The organism is Gordonia otitidis NBRC 100426 (assembly GCF_000248075.1).
In the GTDB taxonomy this organism is placed as follows: Bacteria; Actinomycetota; Actinomycetes; order Mycobacteriales; family Mycobacteriaceae; genus Gordonia; species Gordonia otitidis.
This window is the reverse complement of the sequence record NZ_BAFB01000153.1, coordinates 1-24,291: the sequence shown is the minus strand read 5'-3', so window position 1 is coordinate 24,291 and position 24,291 is coordinate 1. Positions and strand designations below refer to the sequence as shown.

Here is a 24,291-nt window from a genome sequence, read left to right as displayed (position 1 = left end):
ACCACGCCTCCGACACCGGACACCCCTACATCCAGAGCTTCGAACCCGGTGAGGACTGGTTCTGGAGCTACCCCGACTCACAGTTCGCCGAAGGCCCGCAACTCGCGGAGCCGACCAGTCATCCGGCCGACCAGGCTGCCCCCGGGCCCGCCGACCGGGTGCCGTCGAACTGGCAGGACCTGCTGCACTGACCGATCGCGCGCTCAGGCCCGCGCAGGCGTCTCCGGTGGGATGGCGGCCAACAGCTTTCGCGTGTAGTCGCTTTCGGGCTGGTGCAAGATCTTCGACGCTTCGCCGAATTCGACGACTTTTCCGTTCTGCATGACCGCGACCGTGTCGCTGATCTGCTCGACGACAGCGAGGTCGTGTGCGATGAACAGGTACGTCAGGTTCCGTTCGCGCTGCAGCTCGGTGAGCAGATCGAGCACCGCTGATTGCACAGTCACGTCCAACGACGCGGTCGACTCGTCGAGGATCAGCAATTCAGGGTCCGAGGCGAGCGCTCGGGCGAGGCATACACGCTGACGCTGACCGCCGGACAGTTCATGCGGATAGCGGTCGAGGAAGTTGCTGTCGAGACTGACGTCGTCGAGCAGTTCGCCCGCGCGGCGTCGAAGAGCGTCTTTTCCAGATTCGAGCTTGTGCGCCCGTAGCGCCTCGGTGATCGACGAGGCCACCGTCATGCGTGGGTCGAGTGAGGCCCCTGGGTCCTGGAAGACCATCGCGACGCGTCGACGCAGCGCCTTCTCGTCTGCCCCGTGGACGCCGACTGCGTCGATCTCCTTGCCCTCGACCGACACACGGGCCGAGCCCCGGACCACCGTGCCGTGTCCGGTGGTCGTCAGCCCGGTCAGGACTCCGGCGATGGTCGACTTGCCCGATCCGGACTCGCCGACGATGCCGAGGGTGGTGCCGCGCATCACCTGCAGGTCGACGTCGCTGACCGCGTGGACGGTGTCGCGGCCGGTCGATGTCCGGACGGCGAAATCGACGCTGAGGTCGGAGATCGTCACGAGAGGTGTTGCGGCGTCGGCCTTGTCATCGGTCACTGCCGGATGGTCGCCGCGCTCGTCGACCTTCGACAGCAGTGGTCGGGAGGCGAGGAGCTCCCTGGTGTACTCGTGCTGCGGATCAGCGAATATGTCTGCGACGTCGCCCGTTTCGACAACAGTGCCCGCGCGGAGCACGACGACCCGGTCGGCGATGCGTCCGATGACACCGAGGTCGTGGCTGATCCACACCACCGCCATGCCGCGTTCGCGCTGCAGGCGTGCGACGAGGTCGATGATCTGTGCCTGTGTGGTCACATCGAGAGCGGTGGTCGCCTCGTCTGCGACGAGGATGTCGGGGTCGCACGACAGCGCGATTGCGATCATCACGCGCTGGCGTTGACCGCCGGAGAGCTGATGCGGATATGCGCGCAAACGGGTTTCGGGGTCGGGGAGGTTGACGTCCTGGAGCAGGCCGAGTGCACGCTCCCGGGCATCGGCATGACTGAGTCCGAGATGACGACGCGGCCCCTCGGTCAGCTGTTGCTCGATGGTGAGCAAGGGATTCAGACTCGACGACGGGTCCTGGAACACGAAACCCACACGCGCGCCGTGGATGGTTCGCAGCACAGCCTGCGACGCACCGATCACCTCTGTCGCGTCGATGCGCGACGACCCACTGATGTAGGAGCTCGGTGCGTGGAAGAGTCCGGTCGCCGAGAGCACCGACAACGACTTACCCGAACCGCTTTCACCGACGATGCCGAGGGTTTCTCCCTTCGACACCGAGAAGTCGATACCGTGCACTATCTCTCTCGGCCCCACACCGACGACGAGGTCGCTGACGTCGAGAACGCGTGCGGAGCTGCTGGATTCTTCCGCACTGCGCGACGCCGGGTGAGGCCTGGTGGTGGTCTTCTCACTTCGGGGGCGTCGCGACTTTCCCCTGTTACGCAGAAGAGTTCGCTGCCGCGGGTCGAGGACGTCGCGAACACCGTCGCCGAGCAGGTTGAACGCGAACACCGTCACGAGGATCGCGAGACCGGGGAACACCCCCATCCACCAAGCGCTGGTGAGAAACCCCTGGGCGTCGTAGAGCATGCGACCCCAGGACGGTTCCGGTGGCTGCACACCGAGACCGAGGAACGACAGCGCCGCCTCGGACAGGATCGCGAACGCCAACGAGATCGAGGTCTGGACCACCACGGGGCCCGAGATGTTCGGTAGCACGTGGCCGAACAGGATGCGGGGCGTCGACACCCCCATGGTCCTGGCAGCCTGCACGAACTGCGTCTCCCGCACGCGAAGCGTGTCCGCTCTGGCGACACGGGCGAAGATCGGAATGTAGACGATGCCGATCGCAATGGTCGCCGAGTTCACGCCAGGCCCCAGAATAGCCACGATCGCCAGCGCGAGAAGCATCACGGGGAACGAGAACACGACGTCGATGACGCGCATCAACACGGTGTCGGTGATTCCGCCTGCGAATCCCGACACCATCCCGATGATGACACCGACCACGAGCGAGATGGCCACGGCGATCACCGCGACCCGCATACTCACCGCAGCGGCGAGCACGACACGGGAGAAGACGTCGCGGCCGAGGTCGTCGGTGCCGAACAGGTGTGAGAGGTTCGGCGCCTGTAGAGCGTTCGGAACGTCGATGTCGTTGGCGCCGTACGGGGCGATGAAGGAACCGAAGACGGCCAGGACGACCATCACGAGGATGACGACGATACCGACCACCGACGCCTTGTTGCGCAGCAGCAGTCGCCACGCCGAGTCGGTGTTGCCCGTACCCTGCTCGGTCGGCTCACCGGCGTCGGCCAGTGCGGTATCAACGGTGCGCTCGGGCTCGGGTAGATCAGTCATGACAACCGAATCCTCGGATCGATGACGGCGTAGAGGATGTCCACGATCAGATTGATGATGAGGAAGATCGCCGCGATGAGAAGGATCGCTCCCTGCAGCATCGGATAGTCGCGTGCGGCAACGGAGTCGTACACCAGTCGGCCGAGCCCTGGCCACGCGAAGACCACTTCGACGACGATCACGCCGCCGAGAAGCCCGGCGAGTTGGATACCGGAGATCGTGAGCACCGGCACCAGGGCATTTCGACCGATGTGGGTCACAAGGATTCGCTTGCGGGTGAGCCCCTTCGACTCGGCGGTGGTGATGTAGGGCGCGTTGGCGACTTCGAGCACCGCGGTGCGGACGTACCGCGTCATGATCGCTCCCGTCACCGCGCCCACGGTGATCGCGGGTAGCACGAGGTGCGAGATCCACGGCACGAATCCGTCTGCGGGCGAACGGTACCCCGATGACGGAAGCCAGCCGAGGTAGGTCGAGAACAGTGCGATCAGCAGGATGCCCATCCAGAAGTCGGGCACCGAGATCCCGAACTGGGACACCACCCTGATGGTGTTGTCGGCGGTCCGACCTTCTCGCAGCGCCGCCCACGTCCCGAACGGGATGGCGATCACCAGTGCCACGAGGATGGCGGCGACGGCCAACGCGATCGTGGCGGGAAGTCGGTCGATCAACATGTGGGTGACAGGCTCGTTGTTGCGGAAGCTGACCCCGAGGTCACCGGTCGCTGCATTGCCCAGATAGTTGACGAGTTGGGTGAACAGTGGCTTGTCGAGGCCGGACGCGCTGCGTAGTGCCTCATAGGATTCCGGTGTGTAGCGGGTGCCCAGCGCGATCTTGACCGGGTCGCCCGGCACGATCTGCATGAGGAAGAACACCGCGATGGTCACACCGATCAGCACGAGGACGGTGTAGAGCAGACGGATCAGGATGAACCTGACCAGCGGCCAACCGAAGTCGCTCATGACTCACCTCCTCGGTCGAGTCGGGCGTCACGGAATCGGACGGCTTTGTCTGCTCGCACGGTGTAGTCGCGCACCGACGTCGAGAACGCCTGCGTGGTCGATGGGTTGTACAGGTACAGGTAGCTGACGTCGTCGGCGATCCGCGATGCGACGTCGGCATAGATCTGCTTACGCCTGCCGACGTCGAGTTCGGCTCGTCCGGCGTCGAGTAGCCGGTCCACTTCGGGATTGGAGTACTTCTGGGAATTCGACGTTCCGCCCGTGTGGTGCTGCGCGTAGTAGAAGTCGTCGGGATCGATGTTGCCGAGCCAACCCATCAACAGCGAATCGAATTGCCCGGCGGACTGGCGGTCGAGCCAGACACCGAAGTCGAGTTGCTCGATGGTCACCTTGATGCCGGCGTCGGCGAGATTCGACGCGATGACCTGTGCGGCCGTGATGGTTTCGGGGTACTCGGTGGAGACCATCAGCCCCATGGACAGCGACGAATGCCCTGCGTCGCGCAGCAGTGACCGCGACTTGTCCACCGCCGCAGCCCTGTCCACGCCGGCCGTGAACCTGTCGTAGGGCGTGAACCACGGGCTGGTCTTGGGAATCGCCAATTGATTGGGTGTCGCGGTTCCATAGCCCACCACCTGCGCGATCGACTTCCGGTCGATCGCATACGCCACTGCCTGCCGCACCCGCCGATCGTCGAACGGCTTCCGCGCGAAGTTCATCGCCACATACCAGTAGTCGTTGGCGGTGACCGTGCCGACGGTGATCTCCTCCTCGCCGTCGAGGATGCGCAGCTGTTGGGCGGGTATCGCGTCCGTCCAGTCGACCTCACCCGAGCGCAGTGCCGAGACCGCGGTCGTTCCCTGTGAGATGAAGCTGAACGCGACACCGTCGACATGCGGACCCCCGGACCAGTGTCCCGGATTGGCCTTCAGCACAATCGACGTTGCGGGTGAGCGGGATTCGAACGAGAACGGCCCGGTGCCGATGGGTCGCGACAGGATCTGCCCCGACTCGACGTTGCGTTTGTTGACGATCGCGAGCCCCTTGAATCCGCCGATGCTGCTGAGCAGGTTGGGACTCGGCGCGTGCGTGGTGATCACGACGTGCGCGTCGTCCGGTGCCTCGATGCTCGCGACGCTGTCGAATCGCCACGACGCCGACAACTCTCCGTCGATGATCCGGCGGTACGAGTACACGACGTCCTGGGCGACGAACGGGTCGCCATTGTGCCACCGGACACCGGGGCGAAGCGTGAACGTCCATTGCGTCTCATCGGGATTGACCTGCCAACCCTGCGCAAGCGCGGGCACCATCTCCAACTTCTCGTTCGGCTCGACCAACGTGTCGAAAACGTTCTCGAGCACCTCGAAGGAGAAGTATGCGGAGGTCTTGTGCGGATCGAGTTGGTCGGGTTCACCCGCGATGGCGGCACGAATGGTGTTGGCGGAGCCTGCCAGACCCGAGCCCGACCCCGGTGCACAGGCGCTGAGTGCGGACACACCGACCACGCCGACCCCTGCAGCTGCGGTCAGGGAGAAGAATCGTCGCCGGTTCAGCGGGATCGAGAGCGGCGACGATGCGCGCTGCTGGTCCTCATCGGCCATGGCGTCGTGACCCCTCCCGCGCCGCGGAGACGCTGCGATCCGTGGGATGGAGTCTGCCGCGCTTGCGGATGGTTCGCAAGCGTAAGGGGGTTCTCAGCGTGTCCCGACGCCGCGTCTGGTTGTCAGACCCGGAGGCTTTCGGTGCCAGCGCTGGTCGAACTCGCCGAGAACCCCCAAGGGCCTCACTTCTTCTCGAGGTTCACCAGGAATTCGATGGTGCCGGTGTCCTGAACGTCGACGAATCCGAGTGACGGAGGCGTGACGCCGTAGTCGGTCCAGGTGACCGGTACAGATCCCTGCACGATCACCGACGCACCCGATCGCTGGATGTTGAGCGGCGTGGTGACGGTCTTCGACACTCCCTTGATCGTCATCTCGCCGGTGGCCTCGACGGCGTGCGGCTCCCCCGACTCCGGCACCGACGAAATATCGACGGGCTCAGACAGTTTCCACGTAGCCGTCGGGAATTTGTCGGTGTCCATGATCATCGAACTCCGGAAGCGGTTGTCGCGCATGGATTCGGGGCTGGTGATGGACGCGACGTCGACCGTGATGTCGGCGCTTTCGAGTTTCGACGCTGCCACCGTGGCCGAGCCGGTCACCGACGTGGTGCGACCGTTGACCGTAACCGGTTGCCCGCGCAGGGTTTCGTCGACGCGATAGCCCGCTTGGGTCCGTGTTGCCTCGGCGGATGGCCCGGGAACGATGGTCCACGTTCCGTCGACGCTCTCCGACGCCGCCTGGGTCGACGACGGGAGTGCCAGCTCGTCGTCGGCATCACCCGCGATCCACTTGGAGTAGGCCCAGGGTCCTGCAGCGACGACGACGATCACGAGCACCACCAACGTGCCGAGTCCCCACCAGAGATACTTTCGTTTCATCGGGCCACCTCCGCGATCGAGGTGGTGCAGGTCCTGGCGCGGGGCGTCGTTGGAGGTGTCATGGATTTCACCTCACCATCGGTTTCTGATCTTTCCCTGGAAATTCGGACAAAACTCCGTTGCAAAACGGACCACGGTCCGAATAGTTCACCCGGCTAATCGAATCGTCAGCGCTGTCAACGGCGTTCGGTTGTCAGCAGCGCGACGTGTAGCGAGGTGACCGTCTCGCCGTCGGACAAGTCGACCCCGAGGATCTCTTCGATGCGAGAGAGCTTCGCGTACAACGACGGTCGGCTCATGTGCAGGTGTGCCGCAAGCGCCGACTTGTTGCCGACGAACCGTACGTAGCCGCGTAGGACGTCGACGAGGCCGTTCCCGGTCGTGATGTCGTCGAGGACGAGCTCACGCAATTGCGACTCCGCGAATCGGTGCAGCCGCGGATCGTCGTGCAGCAGGGAGATGAGGCCGCGGATGCCGATGTCGTTGACGTCGAACACAATTCGCTCGGACACCGGCATCCCGGAAGCAACCTCGGCCGTCTGTGACGCCTGCGGCAGCAAGTGGATCGTCGACGCGACCTGTCGCGAGGATCCACCGACACCGACTACGGCACCACCGTGACCCATGGTTCGTTCGATGTCTCGACGTATCGTCGACGCCAGCCTGGTCAGCGACTGGTTCCGCGACCGGCCGCGCACTGTAGGCGCAGAGAGCACAACGAGGAGCTCGCCGTCGTCGCGCACCGCGAACACAGCGCTGTGCCCCTCGGCGCCCACTGCCCGCACCACCACGTCGAGCAGTTGCCCGGTCCGACGACGCGTGTCGACAGGGTCGTCGTCGACGGGCCATCTCGGAACTCGCACCGAAAGCGCGACGTACTCGACTGATTCGCGCAGTCCGAGCGCGAAAGCGCGTGCCTGTACCTCGGTGTCGTCGCGGATGCGTTCCTGTAGCACGTCGTCGATAAGTCCCGCTTGCGCCTGACGTTCGAGGTCTGCGCGGCCCTGTTCGGCCATGCGGTGCATGACGAGCGCCTGAGCAGCACGTTCGAGCACCATGTCGATCCGACGGCGGTCGGCATGTGGTTCCGGGACGATCAGACGGGCCCACTGGTCGGCACCTCGCCCCACGTCGACAGTTGTCCACGGCTCAGACGGCCCATCGGAGCCCGACGCGTGCAGACGGGAGCGCCGTTCCCAGTCCCTCAGCAGCGATGCCGCGGGAGCGCCCGCGGATGCGACCGCGTGGTGAGAGAGGTTTTCCAGCACCACCGGCGAATCGAGGAGGGCCGCAGCGCTGTCGGTGATCTCGGCAGCCGACGCGCGCCGCATGGTGAGTTGGGTGAAGGTCTCGTGGGTGCGGTGCGCGAACTCGACCTCCGCGTACTGCTCCGCGACGATGCTGCGATGCACCTGCTCGGTCACCTCGACGAACTTGATCTCCCTGTGCAGTGCGACGGCCGCGAGCCCCAACTGCGAAGCGCAAGCGCCGATCTCGCTCGACACCGGAGACTCTCCGTCGAACTCCGCGATCACCCCGATCGCGCCTGCGCTCGCCAGCCCCTGGAGGTAGGTGCGGGGTGCTCGACGAAGAGCATCCCCGGTGGTGAGGACGAGTTCGCCACCCTCGAGGAGACGCCCCACGTCGCTGACGTCACTGACGTGCACCCACCGAACCGTCCGGGCCATACCGACTCCGCTCAGCACGTCGGGGGCACCCGCCTGGATCACCGGGAGTGCCACGACGTCGCCCACCGTCAGGCCCACCGCGAGCCCGCATCATCGATGATTACGAACTGTAAGTCAATCGCGTCGATCACTGACAGAGTGTAGCGCGCCAACTGGTCGAAGATGCCCGACACTGGAAGCCGAGAGCACTCTGCCTCGGTTCATCCGAGGACCGACTTCCGCGTGGAGGAGACGACATGGCCCAAATCGTGCAGCACTGGTGTGACGGCAAAGCGTTCGCCGGGGATTCGACGGCGACCGCCCCGGTCACCAATCCCGCAACCGGCATCGTGACCGCAGAGGTCGCGCTGGCGTCCGACGCAGATGCGCGCACCGTGATCGCCGCCGCGGCCGACGCGTTCCCCGCGTGGCGCGATACGTCGTTGGCCAAGCGCACGGCGGTGCTGTTCCGATTCCGTGAACTGCTCAACGAGCGCAAACAGGAGTTGGCGGCGATCATCACCGCCGAGCACGGCAAGGTGCTCTCCGACGCCCTCGGTGAGATCAGCCGCGGGCAGGAGGTCGTCGAATTCGCCTGCGGTATCCCGCATCTGCTCAAGGGTGGCTATACCGAGAACGCCTCGACCAACGTCGATATCCACTCGGTACACCAACCACTCGGACCGGTCGGCATCATCTCGCCGTTCAACTTCCCCGCCATGGTCCCGATGTGGTTCTTCCCCATCGCCATCGCTGCGGGAAACACCGTGGTGGTCAAGCCCAGCGAGAAGGACCCGTCGGCGTCGATCTGGCTTGCCGAACTGTGGAAGGAAGCCGGGCTTCCCGACGGCGTGTTCAATGTGCTCCAGGGCGACAAGACCGCCGTCGACGAACTGCTGACCAACAAGGCCATCAAGGCGATCAGCTTCGTCGGGTCCACCCCGATCGCCCAGTACGTCTACGCCACGGCCACCGCGGCGGGCAAACGCGTCCAAGCTCTCGGCGGCGCGAAGAACCACGCGATCATCCTGCCCGACGCCGACCTCGATCTCGCCGCGGACGCCATGGTCAACGCCGGATTCGGTTCTGCCGGTGAGCGCTGCATGGCGATCTCGGTGGCCGTGGCAGTCGGCGACATCGCCGACGAGTTGGTCGCCAAGATCACCGAGCGTGCCCGGACGATCGTCACCGGCGACGGCACCCGCAACTCCGACATGGGACCGTTGGTCACCAAAGCCCACCGCGACAAGGTCGCGGGCTACGTCGACGCCGGTGAAAAGGCCGGCGCCACCGTCGTTCTCGACGGCCGCGACGTCGACGCCGATGGTGGGGCCGATGGCTTCTGGCTGGGGCCCACTCTCTTCGACCATGTCACCCCGGACATGTCCATCTACACCGACGAGATCTTCGGCCCCGTCCTGTCGGTGGTGCGCGTCGAGTCCTACGACCAGGCTCTCGCGCTGATCAACGACAACCCCTACGGCAACGGCACCGCGATCTTCACCAACGACGGCGGCGCCGCCCGACGCTTCGGCAACGAGGTCGAGGTCGGCATGGTCGGCATCAACGTCCCCATTCCCGTCCCCATGGCCTACTACAGCTTCGGCGGCTGGAAGGCGTCGCTGTTCGGCGACAACCACGCCCACGGCTCCGAGGGAATACACTTCTTCACACGCACCAAAGCCATCACCACCCGCTGGCTCGACCCGAGCCACGGAGGGTTGAACCTCGGCTTCCCCCAGAACGCCTGAGCACCCAACGACCTTCGAAACGGATTGCTGCACATGACCATTCAATCTGAGCGAACCAGCCCCGCCATCGATCTCGATGCCGCCAAGCGGGCGTACGAGCTCGATCGCAAGCACGTCTTCCATTCGTGGTCGGCGCAGGCGAAGCTCACCCCGATGACGATCACCGCCAGCGAGGGTTGCTACGTCTGGGACGGCGAGGGCAACCGACTGCTCGACTTCTCCTCGCAGATGGTCAACACCAACATCGGCCACCAGCACCCGAAGGTCGTCGCAGCCATCGCCGATCAGGCCGCGAAGCTGTGCACGGTAGCCCCGGCACACGTCAACGACGCCCGCTCGGAGGCTGCGCGACTGATCGCCGAACGCACCCCGGGCGAGCTGGACAAGGTCTTCTTCACCAATGGCGGTGCCGACGCCGTCGAGCACGCGGTGCGTATGGCGCGGTTGCACACGGGTCGTCGGAAAGTGTTGTCGCGCTATCGTTCCTATCACGGTGGCACCGACACCGCGGTGAACTTGACCGGCGATCCTCGGCGCTGGCCCAACGATTACGGCGATGCGGGCGTCGTCCACTTCTTCGGACCGTTCCTGTACCGGTCACGCTTCCACGCCACCACCGAAGCGCAGGAGTGCGAGCGCGCGCTCGACCATCTCGAGGAGACCATCCGCATGGAGGGTCCGTCGCAGATCGCGGCGATCATCCTCGAGTCGATCCCCGGCACCGCAGGGATCATGGTCCCGCCACCCGGCTACCTGCGCGGCGTGCGCGAGATCTGCGACCGGTACGGCATCGTGTTCATCGCCGACGAGGTCATGGCCGGTTTCGGACGGTCGGGCAAGTGGTTCGCCATCGAACACGGCGACGACGAGCAGGGTCCCGTCGTGCCCGACCTCATGACGTTCGCCAAGGGCGTCAACTCCGGCTACGTCCCGCTCGGGGGCGTCGCGATCAGCCCCGAGATCGCCGGCACGTTCGCCGAGCGGGCCTACCCGGGCGGGTTGACCTACTCGGGCCACCCGCTGGCCACCGCAGCAGCGGTCGCCACGATCAACGCCATGGCCGACGAGGGCATGGTCGAGAACGCCGCACGCGTCGGCGCCGAGGTCATCGGGCCCGAGCTCGCCCGGATCGCCGAGCGTCACCCCAGCGTCGGCGAGGTGCGCGGCACCGGGGTGTTCTGGGCTGTCGAGCTGGTGCGCGACAAGGAAACCCGTGAGCCGCTCGCGCCCTACGGCGGCAGCAGCGACGCCATGAACGCGGTGATCGGCGACTGCAAGAAGCGCGGAATGCTCCCGTTCGCGAACTTCAATCGCATCCACGTCGTCCCGCCGTGCATCGTCACCGACGACGAGGCGCGCGAAGGGCTCGCCATCCTCGACGCCGCCCTGGAGGTGGCCGACCGATCGCTGTGAGCGCCGAGGTCGGCGTCAGTTCCTGAGCGCGACCGCGGGCGTCGAGGCGTTGCGTCGCCTCGACGCCACGTACGCGAGTACGAGCGCGAGGATACCGACCACGCCGATCACCACGACCGAAGTCGACGACGACCACGCGTTCACCACGATGGCGACCAAGGCCCACGCCAGGGTGATCGGGAGTGCGGGCAGCGCGGCGCCGTACAGATAGGTGACCGCGATCCCGACGAGCGCGGCAAGGATCAGCACGACGAGTTGCCACCCGACCGACGACTCGTCGGCGATACCGCTGCGCGCGATGTCGGACGCCCAGTTGACGAACACCGCGGCCGTCGCCCACCCCGCATAGATGCCGATCGTGATGCGTACAAGCGTTGTGGTCGACGAGGATTCGTCGACCGGCATTGCCGCGATACGCGCGGCGTCGAGAAGCACGATCGCCATGACCGTGAGCAAAATCGACGGCAGCCAGTCGATCGACGCCGCCGACACGATCAGCCAGAGCGTGGCGGCACCGCATGCGATGGCGAGGTCGACGGCGAGGCGTTGCCCGAACTGTGTACCGGACTGCCGTTCGCGAACGAAGACGACACCGGTGATGATCGCCAGCACATAGATGACGCTCCAGATCGCGAACGCGTAGCCGGCGGGACTGATGAACAAGTCGACGCCGTCGTCGTTGGGCTGGCCGTCGAAGAGTGCGAGCGGGACGAACACCGCGAGTGCTTGCGTGATGGACAGAATCAGGACAGCCCATGCGGCGGGTGTCGAGATCTGGGAGGACTGTCGGACGTCGGGGGTCATATGTCCGAGTTTACGGATCAAAGAAGCTCCCCAACCGCCTCATTGAGCTCTCAGGTAACCGCGATGTCCCGCGGCCCGTACGGCTTGTGGTCACGATCGACGACTCCGGCCTCGCGCAGGCACTGTTGGTCGGACGTGTACACCATGGAGATCACAATGCGCACACCAGCGGCGCTCGACGCGATCGCGCACGTGGCTGCCGCAGTCCCGCGATGCTGGTCAAGGTGGGAACGTCGTCGGCGGGATCGGTGGCCGCTCACGGCATACGGCTGCTCTCCGTACGACCTCGTCCACATCCGTGCATGGGGAGGCGTATCGGCACTCGGCCGGGCAGCGCTGGAGCATCCATCGGCACCAAGACGCACCCGCCGCCCCTCCTGCGTCCGCGCGATCACGCATTCGCCGGGAGTGTCTTCTCCACGATCACTTCCGGGCGCGCCGCCATTCGCCCGAGCAGCAGAACCACTACCACAGCGATGGCGACTGGAATACAGGCGATCAGTACGATCGCGCTGGTGGACAAGCCCAGTCCGATGAGCGCCCCACCGACGATCGGCCCGACGACCGAGCCGAGCCGACCCAACGACGACGTCCAGCCGACACCTGTCGCCGCGGTGGCCTGAGGATACAGCGACACCGCGACCGCAGCCTGTCCGATCATACCGGCCTGCAGGCCGAGTCCCACACCTCCGAACACGAGCAGCAGTAACGTTCTGTCGGCGCCGAGGAATGCGGAGATGATGAGAAATACGATGGCGACGACGGTGGTGCCTGCTAGCACCGAGGTCATCCTGAATCGCAGCGCACCCACCATCAGCACGCCAGCACCGACGATACTGCCGACGCCTAGCGCAGCCGAACCGAGCGGGGCCAACTTGGTGGTGAATCCATAGTGGGTGAGCAGCGTTGGCAGCCACGACGAGAAGATGTAGAACACCGAGAACACGAGGAACGAGAACGCCCACAGCAGAATGGTGCGCACCCGTACTTCGGGGTCGAACAACCGGGCCACCGAGGCGTGGTGCTTACCCTCGGACACCGGCGGCGCCGCGATACCACGTTCGTCAGGCAGGAAGAAGAACAGGAATGGCAGCAGCACCGCTGAAGCGATCGCACCGAAGATGAACACTGACTGCCAACCGTAGGAGCTGATGAGCTTGGTGCCGAGCAGACCGGCGACCAGCGTTCCGAGCGAGATGCCCATGGTGACGAACACCGCAACAGACTGCCGCCACCGGGCGGGATTGAGCGCCGTCGCCTGTGCGACGGCCGCGGGCATCACCGCGCCGAGTCCGAAGCCGGTGGCCAAACGCAGAATGCTGAGCTCTAGGATCGATCCGGACCACGCGGTCAGCAGACATCCGACGGTGAACACCACCACCGCCACCAATACGACGCGGCGGCAACCGAAACGTGCCGTCAGCCGGCCGACAACGATGTAGCCAAGTGCTACGCCGAGACTGGTCAGCGATAATGCCGGGGTGAAGTGCGACGGCGAAACTCCCCAATCCTTGGAGAGCGAGGGAACCGACAATCCCAGGGCGATGGTGTCGTAGCCGTCGAGCACGACAGCGACGAAGGCGAGGATGAGCACCTGCCAGTTGGGGCGGGTGACCTGGGTGGTGGAGGTGATGTTCGATCCACTCATGATGTTGTCTTTCGGTTGGTGGCGGGCTGCGCCGATTAGTGACTTTACTGGTCAGCGGAAGTCGAGCCGAGGGGCAAGAATCCCTGGGCCTCCACCTCGACGGAGAGGTCGGGCTCCACGAGTGCCGACACCTCGACTAGGGTCGACACCGGGAAGTCCCCTGAGAAGAATTCACTGCGCGCCTTGCCGACTGCCGCCTTGTCGGCGATGTCGGTGAGATAGATGCGCAGGACGACGACGTCGTCGACTCTCGCACCGCACGCCTCGGCGAGGTCTTTCGTTCGGCGGAAAGCCTCGACGGCCTGCGCGTAGGCGTCGTCGCCGCCGACGGGCCCATGGGGGGTACCGGCATGCATGCCGGAGAGAAAGAATTGGTCTCGAACGACCCGGGCGTTGCTGAACATGTTGGGCCGTGGCGGTTCGTCGACCGTCGGGCTGGATACTCGCGTCATTCGGACACCGCCCAGACGGTGGCTCGCGGCTCCGTGTCGGCAGCGACGCCGCGACGCTCGTCGGCCTCGCGGGTCGGACGTTCCCGAACCTCCATGAAGTCGTATGTCGGGTAGAAGTCGGTCTGGAAGGTTCCCCAGGCCCGGCGTTCGAGTTCTACATTGACCGCGGCTAGCTTGTCTGCCGGCAGTCGCAGCGTAACGATCTGTCCGATGCCCATGGCGACGACCCACGACACGATCTCGCAGCCGTCCGGCGGGAAGCCGTGCCACCAGTCGTTGTCGTCGAGACGCCTCTGCAACTGTTCCAGATTCTGGCCTTGGTCGTGTCGCAGGAAAATCGTCAGCATGATGGTGTCGCCGCTCGCGTTGGCGGCACTCATGCGTTGACCTCTGCGAGCTTCTTCGCCTGTGCCACGGCGTCGGCGCGGTAGATTCGACGGATCCGCGAGACACCTAGGTCGTGCTGGTAGAGATGTTCTTCCCGGTCCGCATCGTCGGCCAGAACCTCGAGCACCATCCGGTCCTGCTCGAGCACGACCCAGTGCTTCTCCTCGAGGGTCGTTCGGTACATGAATCGCCACGCCTCGCGCTCCCATCCGCTCACCCGACGGGTACGCCAGTGGAAGACGGCAGAGGTGTCTCGATCGATCGGGCAGCTCATGCCGACGATGCCGAACACCCCACCGGGACCGGCGCCGGGGCCATAGGGAATCTCCAGGTCGACGTAATCCATAGAGCCACGCACGAATTCCACCCAGTCGAAGTTCACGCCGCGCTGGTCGGTCTTCTCGAAGAAGAAGCCGCGATCGGTCTCGCGAATGCGGAACCGCGCCGATGTGTCGCCACCGAACATGGAGTGTGAGTTGCGGTGCAGGAACGCGCCATGCATCGGGTCGAGCACATTGTCCATATAGAAGCGCCACGGGCCGGCCCATTCGGCATAGTTCGGAAACCACGACACCTCGGGATCAACGAGGCGGTCGGGCAGAGCGAACGGCGTCGGCACTGATTCCGCCGTCAGCGGAATGAACGCGAAGATGGTGTCGGCGGCCTCGACGACCTCCAACGACACTGTGGCGCGACGACCTTCGAGGGCGCAATCGGGCATGCCGGGCACCGATACCACCGTGCCCTCGCCGTCCACCTGCACCCCGTGATAGGCACAGGCGATCCGATCGCCGAGATGTTGTCCTACGGAGAGCGGTGCGCTGCGGTGCGGGCAACGATCCTCGAGCATGTAGATCTTGCCCTGTGCCCCACGGAACAAGACCCAGTCCACCTCGAGGCGCCGAACCGGGACGACCTCTCCCGGTCGGACCATGTGCGACGGGAGAATCGGGTACCAGCGGTCGCGCAGCCCGGTGGCGGCGATCTCGTCGGCGTCGAGGTGCCGACGGGCACCGACGGCATATGTCGGTCGGTTACGTCCCGCCGAACGCGCAGTCACGGTGCGATTTCCGACTGCGTCCGGAGCGGCGGTGGTGTTCTCGGTGGTGGTCATGTCACTTCCCCAATCGGCGCATCTCGGCGCGGAAATTCTCGTCGGTCCACGACCCTCCGTCGGGTGCGTGCAGTCCCAAGTTGTTCAATCCTTCGACGACCTCGGCGAGAGTCGTTGCGCCGCCGGAGAAAATCTCTGTGAGCGTCCCAGCGAGCTTTGCCTCGTACGGCGTGATCGGTTCCGGATGGTTCTGGTGCACTTCGAGATACGGTTCTCGCTGGGCTGTGCGAGCAATCATTGGAGGACTCCTTCGAGGAGAGGGGTGGGTGGGGTGAGCAGGCGGCCGTCCCGGGCAGCAAGTCCCTCAGCGATGGCGACGAAGGACGAGCTCCATTCGGTGAACGACTCTCGGCTCTCGGTCTGAACGGGCTTGAGTGCGCCGTCGATGATGACGAACACACCGTTCTCGATGTCGCCGGCGATCTTCTGCGCAGCGGATAAGTCGGTGTCCGGTGACGGCGCGGACGCCAGCACCAGCGTGGGCACTGCGACAGCGGACAACAGCTTCGCTGTCGATTCCGCAAGTAAGATCGGCTCCGCGAGGATCAGGCTCAGCACGGTGTCGGGGTGGTCGATGACAAGCGTGATCGCATCGGCGACATCCTCACCGGACGCGAACACATGAACTGCTTCACCCGCCAGCACGGCCGCTTGAGCGCCGTCATCCCACCAAAGTTTCTTCGCGCTCATCAGTTGGCCTTCGGCTGTTCGGGAACGTGTACGGGCGGGACGAACGGCCCCGGCACCGGAACGACCGCCTCGACGTCTACTTCGATGATCGACGAACCGTGGTGCGCAACGGCTGCATCGAGAGCCTGGGCGATCGACCCGGCACCTTTCACAAGGTGGTAGGGCATCTCCATCGACGCGGCGAGCAGATCGAACCGCGGGGTGAACAGATCGACACCGGACCTGCGAAACCCGTTTTTCTCCTGCATATTTCGGAGGACTCCATACCCGCCGTCGTTGAAAATCAGGACGACGACGTGAGCTCCTGAGCCTGCGAGCGACGCGAGCTCACCAAGGTGCACCGCAAGTCCGCCGTCACCGGCGATCACCAACGTGGGCACGTCTGGTCGGGCGTGTGCTGCGCCGATACCCATGGCAAGCCCCTGACCGATTCCGCCGCCGAGCGGAAAGACATTGGTGCCCCTGTCCAGGATCGGCAGTAAGCGGTTACCCCATTGGCTCGACGGGATGGTGACGTCGCGGGCGATGACCGACTCCGCGGGCAGCGCTGCGCGGATCGCCGAGCAGATCTCCGCATAGCCGCCGATATAAGAGGTCAGGTCGTCGCGTACTGCGTGACGAACCATGGTGACCCGGTCACGCCATGTCGAGGGTGCGGCGGCTGTGGTGACCTGGTCGGCGATGGCGGCCAGGGCATCCCTCGCGTCGGAGACGATTCCGACGGCTGCCGGATACACCCGTCCGACAGTGCTCCCCTCGATGTCGATCTGGATCAGATTCTTCGGCAGCGCAAGGCGATACGACGCGGTCTCGTTGGACCTGAAGTGAGTACCGACGGCGAGGAGAACATCTGCGTCCTCGATCAACGCCCGGACAGCCGGTGTGGTGGCGAAATTGCCGATCACCAGGTCGTCGGTCTCCGGGATGATGCCGCGGCCCGAGTTGCTCGTGAGCACACCTGCGCCCAGACGATGAGCCAGATCGGTGATCTCCGCTGCGGCATTCGCTGCACCACCACCTAACCAGATCAGCGGCGACTTCGCGTCGGCGAGAAGCAATGCAGCACGCGCGACAGCGTCGGGGTCGGGGGTGACGGCCTCATCTACGGTGACGTCGAACGGGCGCTGACCCTCCGGCGAGGCCAAGTACTGCAGATCGGTTGGCCATTCGACGCTGGCCGGCCCGGTAGGCGCCGTCCCGATCTTCTCGATAGCCGTCTCGAGCTCGGCGGCAACGTCTTTCGCGTCACGGATCGTCGACGAATGCGCCGAGATCGCGTCCCGCCGAAGTGGTCGACGGCGGTGCCTACAAAGGTGTCGACCGAAGCGCGATCGGTCACGTCGCATGTAGCGGTGACCACGTCGGCGACCTCCGCGATCTCTGCGATGGCGGCTCGAAGGCGCTCCTCGTCACGAGCACAGAGCGCGAGCCGGGCGCCCTCATGTGCGAGCATCGTGGCAGTCGCGAGTCCTATTCCGGAGCTCGCGCCGGTGATCAGAATCCGGCGACCGGCGAGTTGCAGGTCCATGGGGTTCTCCTGGTGGGCTGTGACTATTTGGTGGGCTGTTGACGGTTGACGAGATCGGCTCGGCCGAGAGCCATGGACTGGTGCGACGTCAGCGGAAGATGAATCCGCCGTCGCAGACGATGGTCTGTCCGGTGACGAAGGCCGCATCGTCGGAGAGCAAGAAGCGGACGACCCCCGCCACGTCCTCAGGGGTCTGTTCACGTTTGAGTGCACGTCCCTCCGAGTAAGTGCGATAGCGCTCGTCAGGCACCGTTGTGGTGGCCTCCACTCGGATTAACCCCGGCGCCACAGCATTGACGCGAACGCCGTACTCGCCGGCGTCGCGCGCCATCGAGCGCGTCATACCGATGACTGCGGCTTTGGACGATACGTAGTGCACGAGCCGCGGCGAACCGTACATGGCGACGTCGGACGCGATATTGACGATCGCACCCTGACTCGCCGAGAGCAGCGGCCACAGATACTTCGTCACCGACCAGGTGCCGCGGATGTTGACGTTGGTCAGACGGTCGAACTCGTCGTCGGCGAGTTCGAAGAAGGTCGCTCCGCCGACCCCGTCGGCGATGGCGGCATTGTTCACGAGTCCGACGACTTGATCCCCCGAGCGCTCGAGGCGCTCGGCGAGGGCGCAGACTGACGCGACGTCGGCGATATCGGTGACCACTGCGACCGCATCGAATCCGTTTGCACACAGAGATTTTTCGGCCGCCGCCGCGGTGTCCGGGTTACGTTCGGCGATCACAACTCGATGACCGTCGCGGCCGAGTTTCTCCGCAATGGCATAGCCGAGGCCGCGCCCGCCGCCGGTGACGACGACGGTGCCCGCCGCACCGGTGATGTCCTGGACGGTGGTGCCGGTCATGGCAGGCCTTTCACGAAGTCGGCGATGAGGGCAGCGCTGGCGATGGGCTGTTCCTGGATCGCAACATGGCCGGCGTCGGCGATGATGTGCAACTGCGCGCCCGGAATGCGCTCCGCCAGCAGACGGGCCTCGTCAACGCCCGTGACAGTGTCATACTCTCCGACGAGCACCATTGTTGGGCAGGCGATCTCAGCGAGTCGTGGCCCGAGGTCGGTGGACGCCATGAACTCTGCTGCTGCAGCGAAACCGGATGTCCGCAGCCCTGCCATCGCCGTACGCACAGCATCGACGACCAACGGATCACTGGTCGGCGCGACCAGCCGCGGGGCACGAGCCATCGCAACCGCGTGGGCACCCGAGTCGGCGAGTTCTTCGATACGCGCTCGCATGGCCATCGCCTTCTGTGGCGTGGTCCCCGAGCCTCGAGTGCTGTCGGCGAGCACCAGCCCGGCGACCCGGTCAGGTCTACGCAGCGCCACCGACGCAGCGACCACGCCACCCCACGAGGTTCCGACGAGCACCGCGGGGCGCGCTTCGGACAGTTCATCGAGCTGTTCGATCACGTCGTCGACCACGTCGACACCCGGCCTCGGGTCCGGCGAAGCCCCGTAGCCCGGGGCGTCGGCACACCAGGACGGAATTCCGACAGCGGCGAGCCACTGGGCCAGCGGTGCGCACGATGCCGCAGAGCCACCGATGCCGTGCAGGAGTACAACCGCGGTGTCGCAACGGCTCTCGCCCTGGGCCGGATATCGCACCACGTGCAGTGGGCCGGCGACAGTGGACGTCACGACACACCCGCCAACTCTGCCGGCGCACCGTAGAAGTAGTCGGGGTCGCGCGGGGTGACCAACGCGCGAGCACCGAGATCGGCGATACCGGCCATGGCCGACCGCACCGTGGTGGTGGGCGGTCCGGCCGTACCCCACTGGTCGGATAGCTCCGGGGTGCGCCGCCAGGTGCGGCACAGCCATGCATCCTCGTCAATTTGTGCAACCTCGGAGGTGTACTCACACACCAGGCCTGCGGGGTCGGTGAAGTAGGAGAAGGTGTTGTCGCCTGGGCCGTGTCGGCCTGGGCCCCATTGCGGGGCGATGCCGTGCGACTTCAGGCTTCCGATGCCGCGCATGAAGTGGTCGAGTGAACTCATCTCGTAGGCGACGTGGTTAATCGACGGCCATGGCGCCTGGTTGAGGGCGATCACGTGATGGTCGGAGTTGCAGCGTAGGAATGCCATCTGCCGTTCTGACCAGTCCGAGATCCGCATGCCCAGTACCTGTGTGTAGAACTGCGACGTGCGCTCGATGTCGGTGGTGTTCAGCACCACGTGAGCGATCTTGCGCGGTATCGCCCGTCGGCCGGCAGGCTCGGCCGCGGTGACCGCGAATGTGTCGGCCGATAGTTCGATGACCCGCCCTTCCGGATCGACGAGTGCAAGGCCGTAGCCGCCACCTGCGTCGTCGAGCATGCCGGGTGCGCGCAGCAGCGGGATGCCAAGAGCGTCCAGAGCGCGCCCGGCATCGTCGACCTCCTGCGGAGTGCCGAGTGCGAAGCTGATGCCGCCCAGCGCGTTCTGTTCACCGGAGCGCAGGTCGAGCACATGATGCTCGGAGCCGGTGGCGCGCAGCCAGAACCGGTCCCCGTCTTCGTCGACGGTGCTCAATCCCCACACTTCGTGGTAGAAGTCGCGAGAGGCTTCGGGATCCGGCACGGTGAGTGCGACGGACCGCAGTCCGCGCAGTCTGCACACCGGGGAAGCGGCGACGGGTGGCATCTGGGAGTAGAGCACGATGGTGTCCTTTTCTACAGGTCGAGCACGAGTTCGGCAGAGCGGCAACGGGATACACACGGAAACATGGTCTGATTCGCCGCATGCTCGTCTTCGCTGAGCAGAAAGTCACGGTGGTCGACATCACCCTTGATGACGCCCACTTCGCAGGTTCCGCAAATGCCCTCGGTGCAGGAACTCGGTACGTCGACGCCTGCGTCGAGCAATGCATCGAGAACGGAGGTGGCGGAGCCGACGTTCACTCGCTGACCAGTGCGTTCGAGGACAACGTCGAAGGCGGTCTCGGCTCCGTCTGTAACCGGAGCCGGTGGTGCGGCGAATCGTTCGGTGCGCAGCGTTGAGCCCTTGGGCACATGCGCGGCGACCGCGTCGAGAAGTGGCGCCGGACCACAGCAGTAGATGACAGCACCGGGTTCGACGGCCCCCACGAGCGCGCGCAGGTCTGGGTGTCCACCGACCTCGTCGTCGGCATGGATTGTCACCGAATCACCCTGGGCGGCAACCTCGTCGACGAAGGCCATGGTCCTCCGGGACCTTCCGGCGTAGAGCATCCGCCACCGCTTGCCGTCGGCAGCGAGTCTGCGTTGCATTGCGATGATAGGGGTGATGCCGACGCCCCCGGCCACGAGCACGTGCTCGCGGGCTTCGCCGTCGATGGCGAAAGCGTTCCGGGGACCGTCGACGGTGATTTCAGCACCAACCGACAACCGATCGTGGACGAGCACACTGCCGCCGCGTGATTGTTCGGCACGCAGAACCGCAACCGTCCAGCGAGACGTGTCCTTCGGATCCGAGCACAGCGAGTACTCGCGGATCAGACCACCGGGCAGGTGCAGCGCGATGTGCGCCCCCGGCTCCCAGACCGGTAGGTCCGCGCCTGTGGGATCGACCAAAGTGACACTCGTGATGCCGTCGGCTTCCCACGTCTTCTGTTGGACGCGAAGGACTCTGGTGTTCTCGGCGCTCATCGGACGATCCTTTCGGTTCTACAGAGCGGTTGGTGTCGGGGTCAGCGGGTGACGCCGAACATCTCCGAACTCGGCGGGTAGGTGGGCAGTTCCGGCTTCCTGGAGCCGATGATCACGCAGAACAGGGCATCGGTGTCACCGACGTTGGCCAGGCTGCGCGGAACACCAGCAGGCACGCGGATCAGGTCGCGGTACCCGAGGCGGCGCACAGCCTTTCGAGTGCCATCCTCGGGATCGTGCACGGCCACCTCGAGCTCACCCTCGAGAACGAAGAACACCTCTTCGACGTCGTGGTGGGTATGCTCGGGACCCACGGCGCCGACGGGCAGCCGCATGTTCGAGAAGGTGAAATGCTCGGACGGTAAGGTGCGGTTGTCCCCGTCATGGTTGCCGGTGGCACCGGAACCGATGTAGCGGATCTGCGCACGTTTAAAGCGGTCTCCGCCCTTGGCGGCCTGGAAGCCCAGGGTGTCCCAGTCCTCATAGCGCGTCTCGCGGCTGGCGATGCAAGAGTCGATTTGTGCTTCGAGATCGACGGCGGCTTTCTCTGGAGCAGTCATGATGATGTGTCCCTTCTTGTTTCGGTTGATGGTCGAGCGGTGTCCGCCGGACGTCGTTGTCCGAAGGACCTGAAGATCGGTCAGGCGACGTGTGCGATGGCTTCGATTTCCACCGTGGCGCCGTACGGCAGTGCCGCCACCTCGACGAAGGAACGTGCCGGCCGCGGCGCGTCGAAGATCCTCTCGTAGTGACGGTTCGCGGCATCGCGCAGTGTGACGTCGGTGACGAAGTACGTCGTCTTGACGACGTCGCCCAGGGTCATGTCGATGGTGGCGAGACGCTCGGACAGGCGGGCGATGGCTGCATCGAGAGCAGGCTCGATGCCGTCGACGGCGACCCCGCTCTCGTCGACAGACAGTGCGCCGGAGACAAACCCGAAACCTGCGACGGCGTATGCGGGGCTGTAGGGGTGAGCCGGAGTGGTCGTGTCTGTTGCGGTGGTACTCATGGCTTGGTTCCTTTCAGTGGGTGGATCGGCGCCGGGCCGGGTCAGCGGGGACAACCCCAGGACATCGGTGTGTCACTACGGTCGAGGTAGAAGCTCTTCTGATCGGAGTACTGCCGGATGGCGTCTCGCCCCTTCTCCGTGCCCAGGCCGCTCTCGCGTAGGCCGGTGAACGGCGTCGAGATGGAGAACTGCTTGTAGGTGTTCACCCACACTGTGCCGGCGTCGATCGCCTCCCCGATCCGCATCGCGCGACGGTAGTCCTCGGTCCAGATGCCGCAGGCCAGACCGAAAACGGTGTCATTGGCCTGAGCGATGACGTCGGCTTCGTCGTCGAACGGGAGGATCACGGCGACCGGCCCGAATACCTCCTCCTGACAGATGGTGGCGGCGTTGTCGACCCCTGCCAAGACGGTCGGCGGGTAGTAGTGGCCGCCGGAAAGCGCGGGATCTGTCGGAACCGCACCACCGCAGAGCACCTGTGCCCCCTCGGCGACTGCGGCGTCGACCATCGCGGCGACCGAATCACGATGTGCCCGTGCGATCATCGGCGCGACGTCGGTGGTCGGGCCAGTCCCCGGCCCCAGTCGCAGCCGTCCAGCACGTGCGATCAGATCACTGGTGAATTGTTCGAATATATTGCGTTGCACAAAGATTCGTGACCCGGCGATGCAGCTTTGGCCGCTCGACGAGAAGATGCCGTAGAGCACACCCTGCAGCGCCTTCTCGACGTCTGCGTCGTCGAAAACAATTGTCGGAGACTTTCCCCCGAGTTCCAGCGTGATCGGCATGAGCTTCTCAGCGGCGACGTGTGCGAGATGTCGCCCGGTGCTGGTGCCTCCGGTGAAGCTCACCTTGGCCACCTCGGGGTGCCGGACCAACGCCTCGCCGACAGTGCGGCCGGGCCCGGGGAGCACCGACAGCAGACCCTTGGGCAGGCCGGCATCCTCGCACAACCGGGCGAGCAGCAGAGTTACCCACGGCGCCCACACCGGCGGCTTGCTGACAACGGCGTTGCCCGCCGCCAGCGCCGGTGCGATCTTCTGCGCGTCGGAGGCGATCGGCGAGTTCCACGGGGTGATCGCGCCGATCACGCCCATCGCTGAGTGAGTGGAGAAGGTCATCCACGGTCCGCGCGGCGTGGTCAGCGCCTCGTCCATCGTCTCCAATGCCGCGGCCATATAGCGGAATGTGTTGGCGGCGCTACCGGCCAGAGCACGCGTCTCGGCAAGGGTCTTGCCGGTATCGAGAGTCTGCAGTGCGGCGATCCGGTCACGGTTCTCGTCGATGGCGGCGCCGATGCGATGCAAGACCAGCGCGCGCTCGTGCGGCAGCATCGTCGCCCATCCGCTGGTGGTGGCGGCGTTCAGACCCTCGCGTACTGCGGTGTCGACGTCGTCGACGGTTGCGCCGTGCAAAGTTGCGAAGACACGCCCATTGGACGGGTCGACCGATTCGATCAGGGCACCGGTACCGGTTTGCCACCGTCCTGCGACGTAGATGCGGTCGGCGAGGTCGTGGCCGGGGTTGACGCCGGCCGGGAGAATCCCGGGGGCTTCGTCAACGCTCGCAACGAGTGACATACGAGGAGTTCCGTTTCGCTAGTGGAGAGCTCGAACTGGAGAGGCTCTGGCTGATTAGCGCTGCCTGTTTATCTTTGCGCTAAGACAGTTCTAAAGCCTTAGCGCTAAGAGGTCAACACCTGAAGATGCAGCACAGCGCTTCGTAACGCCGGTTTTACCGGCTCGAAACGGAAGCGACGCAGGTCACATAGGGTGTGGTGGCCATCACGTCACGTCGAAAATTGGTGCAGAAAAAATCCCGACTGCCGGTCAGGACGCCGCGATGGGATCCGTTTCGCCCGGATCCAGGCCGTCACCGAGGACGGCTGAGCGAGCCGACGA

22 protein-coding genes and 2 pseudogenes are annotated in these 24,291 nt (G+C 65.1%); 3 read left to right on the top strand and 21 right to left on the bottom strand.

The window, feature by feature from the left end; translation table 11 throughout:
* A pseudogene (locus GOOTI_RS15395) lies at window positions 1-191 on the top strand (UBP-type zinc finger domain-containing protein); the annotation flags it as partial.
* Window positions 192-203: 12 nt separating this feature from the next.
* On the opposite strand, the gene GOOTI_RS15390 reads toward GOOTI_RS15395, so the two are convergent.
* The 5 genes from GOOTI_RS15390 to GOOTI_RS15370 form a co-directional block, all read right to left on the bottom strand.
* The gene (locus tag GOOTI_RS15390) at window positions 204-2,861 is read right to left on the bottom strand and encodes an ABC transporter ATP-binding protein/permease (RefSeq protein ID WP_007239535.1); all 2,658 of its coding nucleotides are present in this window, start codon (window positions 2,859-2,861) and stop codon (window positions 204-206) included.
* On the bottom strand, window positions 2,858-3,823 hold the full coding sequence (locus GOOTI_RS15385) for an ABC transporter permease (RefSeq protein ID WP_007239534.1): 966 nt from the start codon (window positions 3,821-3,823) through the stop codon (window positions 2,858-2,860). Before GOOTI_RS15385 ends, GOOTI_RS15390 begins: the two co-directional genes overlap by 4 nt.
* A complete protein-coding gene (locus GOOTI_RS15380; protein WP_007239533.1) occupies window positions 3,820-5,427 on the bottom strand; it encodes an ABC transporter substrate-binding protein in 1,608 nt (535 codons plus the stop codon). The genes GOOTI_RS15385 and GOOTI_RS15380 overlap by 4 nt, the downstream gene beginning before the upstream one ends.
* Before the next feature lie 182 nt (window positions 5,428-5,609).
* Window positions 5,610-6,308, bottom strand: a complete 699-nt coding sequence (locus GOOTI_RS15375; RefSeq protein ID WP_007239532.1) for a YceI family protein — start codon at window positions 6,306-6,308, stop codon at window positions 5,610-5,612.
* Window positions 6,309-6,484: 176 nt separating this feature from the next.
* Window positions 6,485-8,074 carry a PucR family transcriptional regulator gene (locus GOOTI_RS15370; protein WP_007239531.1) on the bottom strand — a complete coding sequence of 530 codons (1,590 nt, stop codon included), beginning with the start codon at window positions 8,072-8,074 and terminating at the stop codon, window positions 6,485-6,487.
* 158 nt (window positions 8,075-8,232) lie between these two features.
* Between GOOTI_RS15370 and GOOTI_RS15365 the strand changes: the two genes are divergently transcribed.
* Window positions 8,233-9,726, top strand: a complete 1,494-nt coding sequence (locus tag GOOTI_RS15365; RefSeq protein WP_007239530.1) for a CoA-acylating methylmalonate-semialdehyde dehydrogenase — start codon at window positions 8,233-8,235, stop codon at window positions 9,724-9,726.
* A 33-nt stretch (window positions 9,727-9,759) separates the two neighbouring features.
* Window positions 9,760-11,139, top strand: coding sequence for an aspartate aminotransferase family protein (locus tag GOOTI_RS15360; RefSeq protein ID WP_007239529.1), 1,380 nt, complete (start codon window positions 9,760-9,762; stop codon window positions 11,137-11,139).
* Window positions 11,140-11,154: 15 nt separating this feature from the next.
* Here GOOTI_RS15360 and GOOTI_RS15355 read toward each other — a convergent pair whose 3' ends face one another.
* The 16 genes and pseudogenes from GOOTI_RS15355 to GOOTI_RS15285 all read right to left on the bottom strand — a co-directional run bounded on the left by GOOTI_RS15355 (window position 11,155) and on the right by GOOTI_RS15285 (window position 23,970).
* On the bottom strand, window positions 11,155-11,943 hold the full coding sequence (locus GOOTI_RS15355) for a TspO-related membrane protein (protein ID WP_039994192.1): 789 nt from the start codon (window positions 11,941-11,943) through the stop codon (window positions 11,155-11,157).
* A gap of 391 nt (window positions 11,944-12,334) precedes the next feature.
* On the bottom strand, window positions 12,335-13,591 hold the full coding sequence (locus GOOTI_RS15350) for an MFS transporter (RefSeq protein WP_007239527.1): 1,257 nt from the start codon (window positions 13,589-13,591) through the stop codon (window positions 12,335-12,337).
* 44 nt (window positions 13,592-13,635) lie between these two features.
* Window positions 13,636-14,043 carry a RidA family protein gene (locus GOOTI_RS15345; RefSeq protein WP_007239526.1) on the bottom strand — a complete coding sequence of 136 codons (408 nt, stop codon included), beginning with the start codon at window positions 14,041-14,043 and terminating at the stop codon, window positions 13,636-13,638.
* Window positions 14,040-14,423, bottom strand: a complete 384-nt coding sequence (locus GOOTI_RS15340) for a hypothetical protein (protein WP_007239525.1) — start codon at window positions 14,421-14,423, stop codon at window positions 14,040-14,042. Before GOOTI_RS15340 ends, GOOTI_RS15345 begins: the two co-directional genes overlap by 4 nt.
* A complete protein-coding gene (locus tag GOOTI_RS15335) occupies window positions 14,420-15,544 on the bottom strand; it encodes a Rieske 2Fe-2S domain-containing protein (RefSeq protein ID WP_007239524.1) in 1,125 nt (374 codons plus the stop codon). The genes GOOTI_RS15340 and GOOTI_RS15335 overlap by 4 nt, the downstream gene beginning before the upstream one ends.
* 1 nt (window position 15,545) lies before the next feature.
* The gene (locus GOOTI_RS15330) at window positions 15,546-15,782 is read right to left on the bottom strand and encodes a recombinase-like helix-turn-helix domain-containing protein (RefSeq protein ID WP_007239523.1); all 237 of its coding nucleotides are present in this window, start codon (window positions 15,780-15,782) and stop codon (window positions 15,546-15,548) included.
* On the bottom strand, window positions 15,779-16,234 hold the full coding sequence (locus GOOTI_RS15325) for an alpha/beta fold hydrolase (RefSeq protein WP_007239522.1): 456 nt from the start codon (window positions 16,232-16,234) through the stop codon (window positions 15,779-15,781). The genes GOOTI_RS15330 and GOOTI_RS15325 overlap by 4 nt, the downstream gene beginning before the upstream one ends.
* On the bottom strand, window positions 16,234-17,580 hold the full coding sequence (locus GOOTI_RS15320; protein WP_007239521.1) for a thiamine pyrophosphate-dependent enzyme: 1,347 nt from the start codon (window positions 17,578-17,580) through the stop codon (window positions 16,234-16,236). Before GOOTI_RS15320 ends, GOOTI_RS15325 begins: the two co-directional genes overlap by 1 nt.
* Window positions 17,574-17,687 (bottom strand): annotated as a pseudogene (locus GOOTI_RS27270) (SDR family oxidoreductase); the annotation flags it as partial. The gene GOOTI_RS15320 and the pseudogene GOOTI_RS27270, both read right to left, overlap by 7 nt.
* Window positions 17,688-17,850: 163 nt before the next feature.
* The gene (locus GOOTI_RS15315) at window positions 17,851-18,624 is read right to left on the bottom strand and encodes an SDR family oxidoreductase (protein ID WP_007239520.1); all 774 of its coding nucleotides are present in this window, start codon (window positions 18,622-18,624) and stop codon (window positions 17,851-17,853) included.
* Window positions 18,621-19,415 carry an alpha/beta fold hydrolase gene (locus GOOTI_RS15310; RefSeq protein WP_007239519.1) on the bottom strand — a complete coding sequence of 265 codons (795 nt, stop codon included), beginning with the start codon at window positions 19,413-19,415 and terminating at the stop codon, window positions 18,621-18,623. Before GOOTI_RS15310 ends, GOOTI_RS15315 begins: the two co-directional genes overlap by 4 nt.
* On the bottom strand, window positions 19,412-20,398 hold the full coding sequence (locus GOOTI_RS15305; protein ID WP_373279028.1) for a VOC family protein: 987 nt from the start codon (window positions 20,396-20,398) through the stop codon (window positions 19,412-19,414). Before GOOTI_RS15305 ends, GOOTI_RS15310 begins: the two co-directional genes overlap by 4 nt.
* 29 nt (window positions 20,399-20,427) lie before the next feature.
* Window positions 20,428-21,381, bottom strand: a complete 954-nt coding sequence (locus tag GOOTI_RS15300; protein ID WP_007239517.1) for a PDR/VanB family oxidoreductase — start codon at window positions 21,379-21,381, stop codon at window positions 20,428-20,430.
* 41 nt (window positions 21,382-21,422) lie between these two features.
* Window positions 21,423-21,941, bottom strand: a complete 519-nt coding sequence (locus tag GOOTI_RS15295) for a cupin domain-containing protein (RefSeq protein WP_007239516.1) — start codon at window positions 21,939-21,941, stop codon at window positions 21,423-21,425.
* Between the two features lie 80 nt (window positions 21,942-22,021).
* The gene (locus GOOTI_RS15290) at window positions 22,022-22,390 is read right to left on the bottom strand and encodes a RidA family protein (RefSeq protein ID WP_007239515.1); all 369 of its coding nucleotides are present in this window, start codon (window positions 22,388-22,390) and stop codon (window positions 22,022-22,024) included.
* Window positions 22,391-22,431: 41 nt separating this feature from the next.
* Window positions 22,432-23,970: an aldehyde dehydrogenase gene (locus tag GOOTI_RS15285; protein ID WP_007239514.1), complete on the bottom strand. Its 1,539-nt coding sequence runs from the start codon at window positions 23,968-23,970 to the stop codon at window positions 22,432-22,434.
* Window positions 23,971-24,291: the final 321 nt, after the last annotated feature.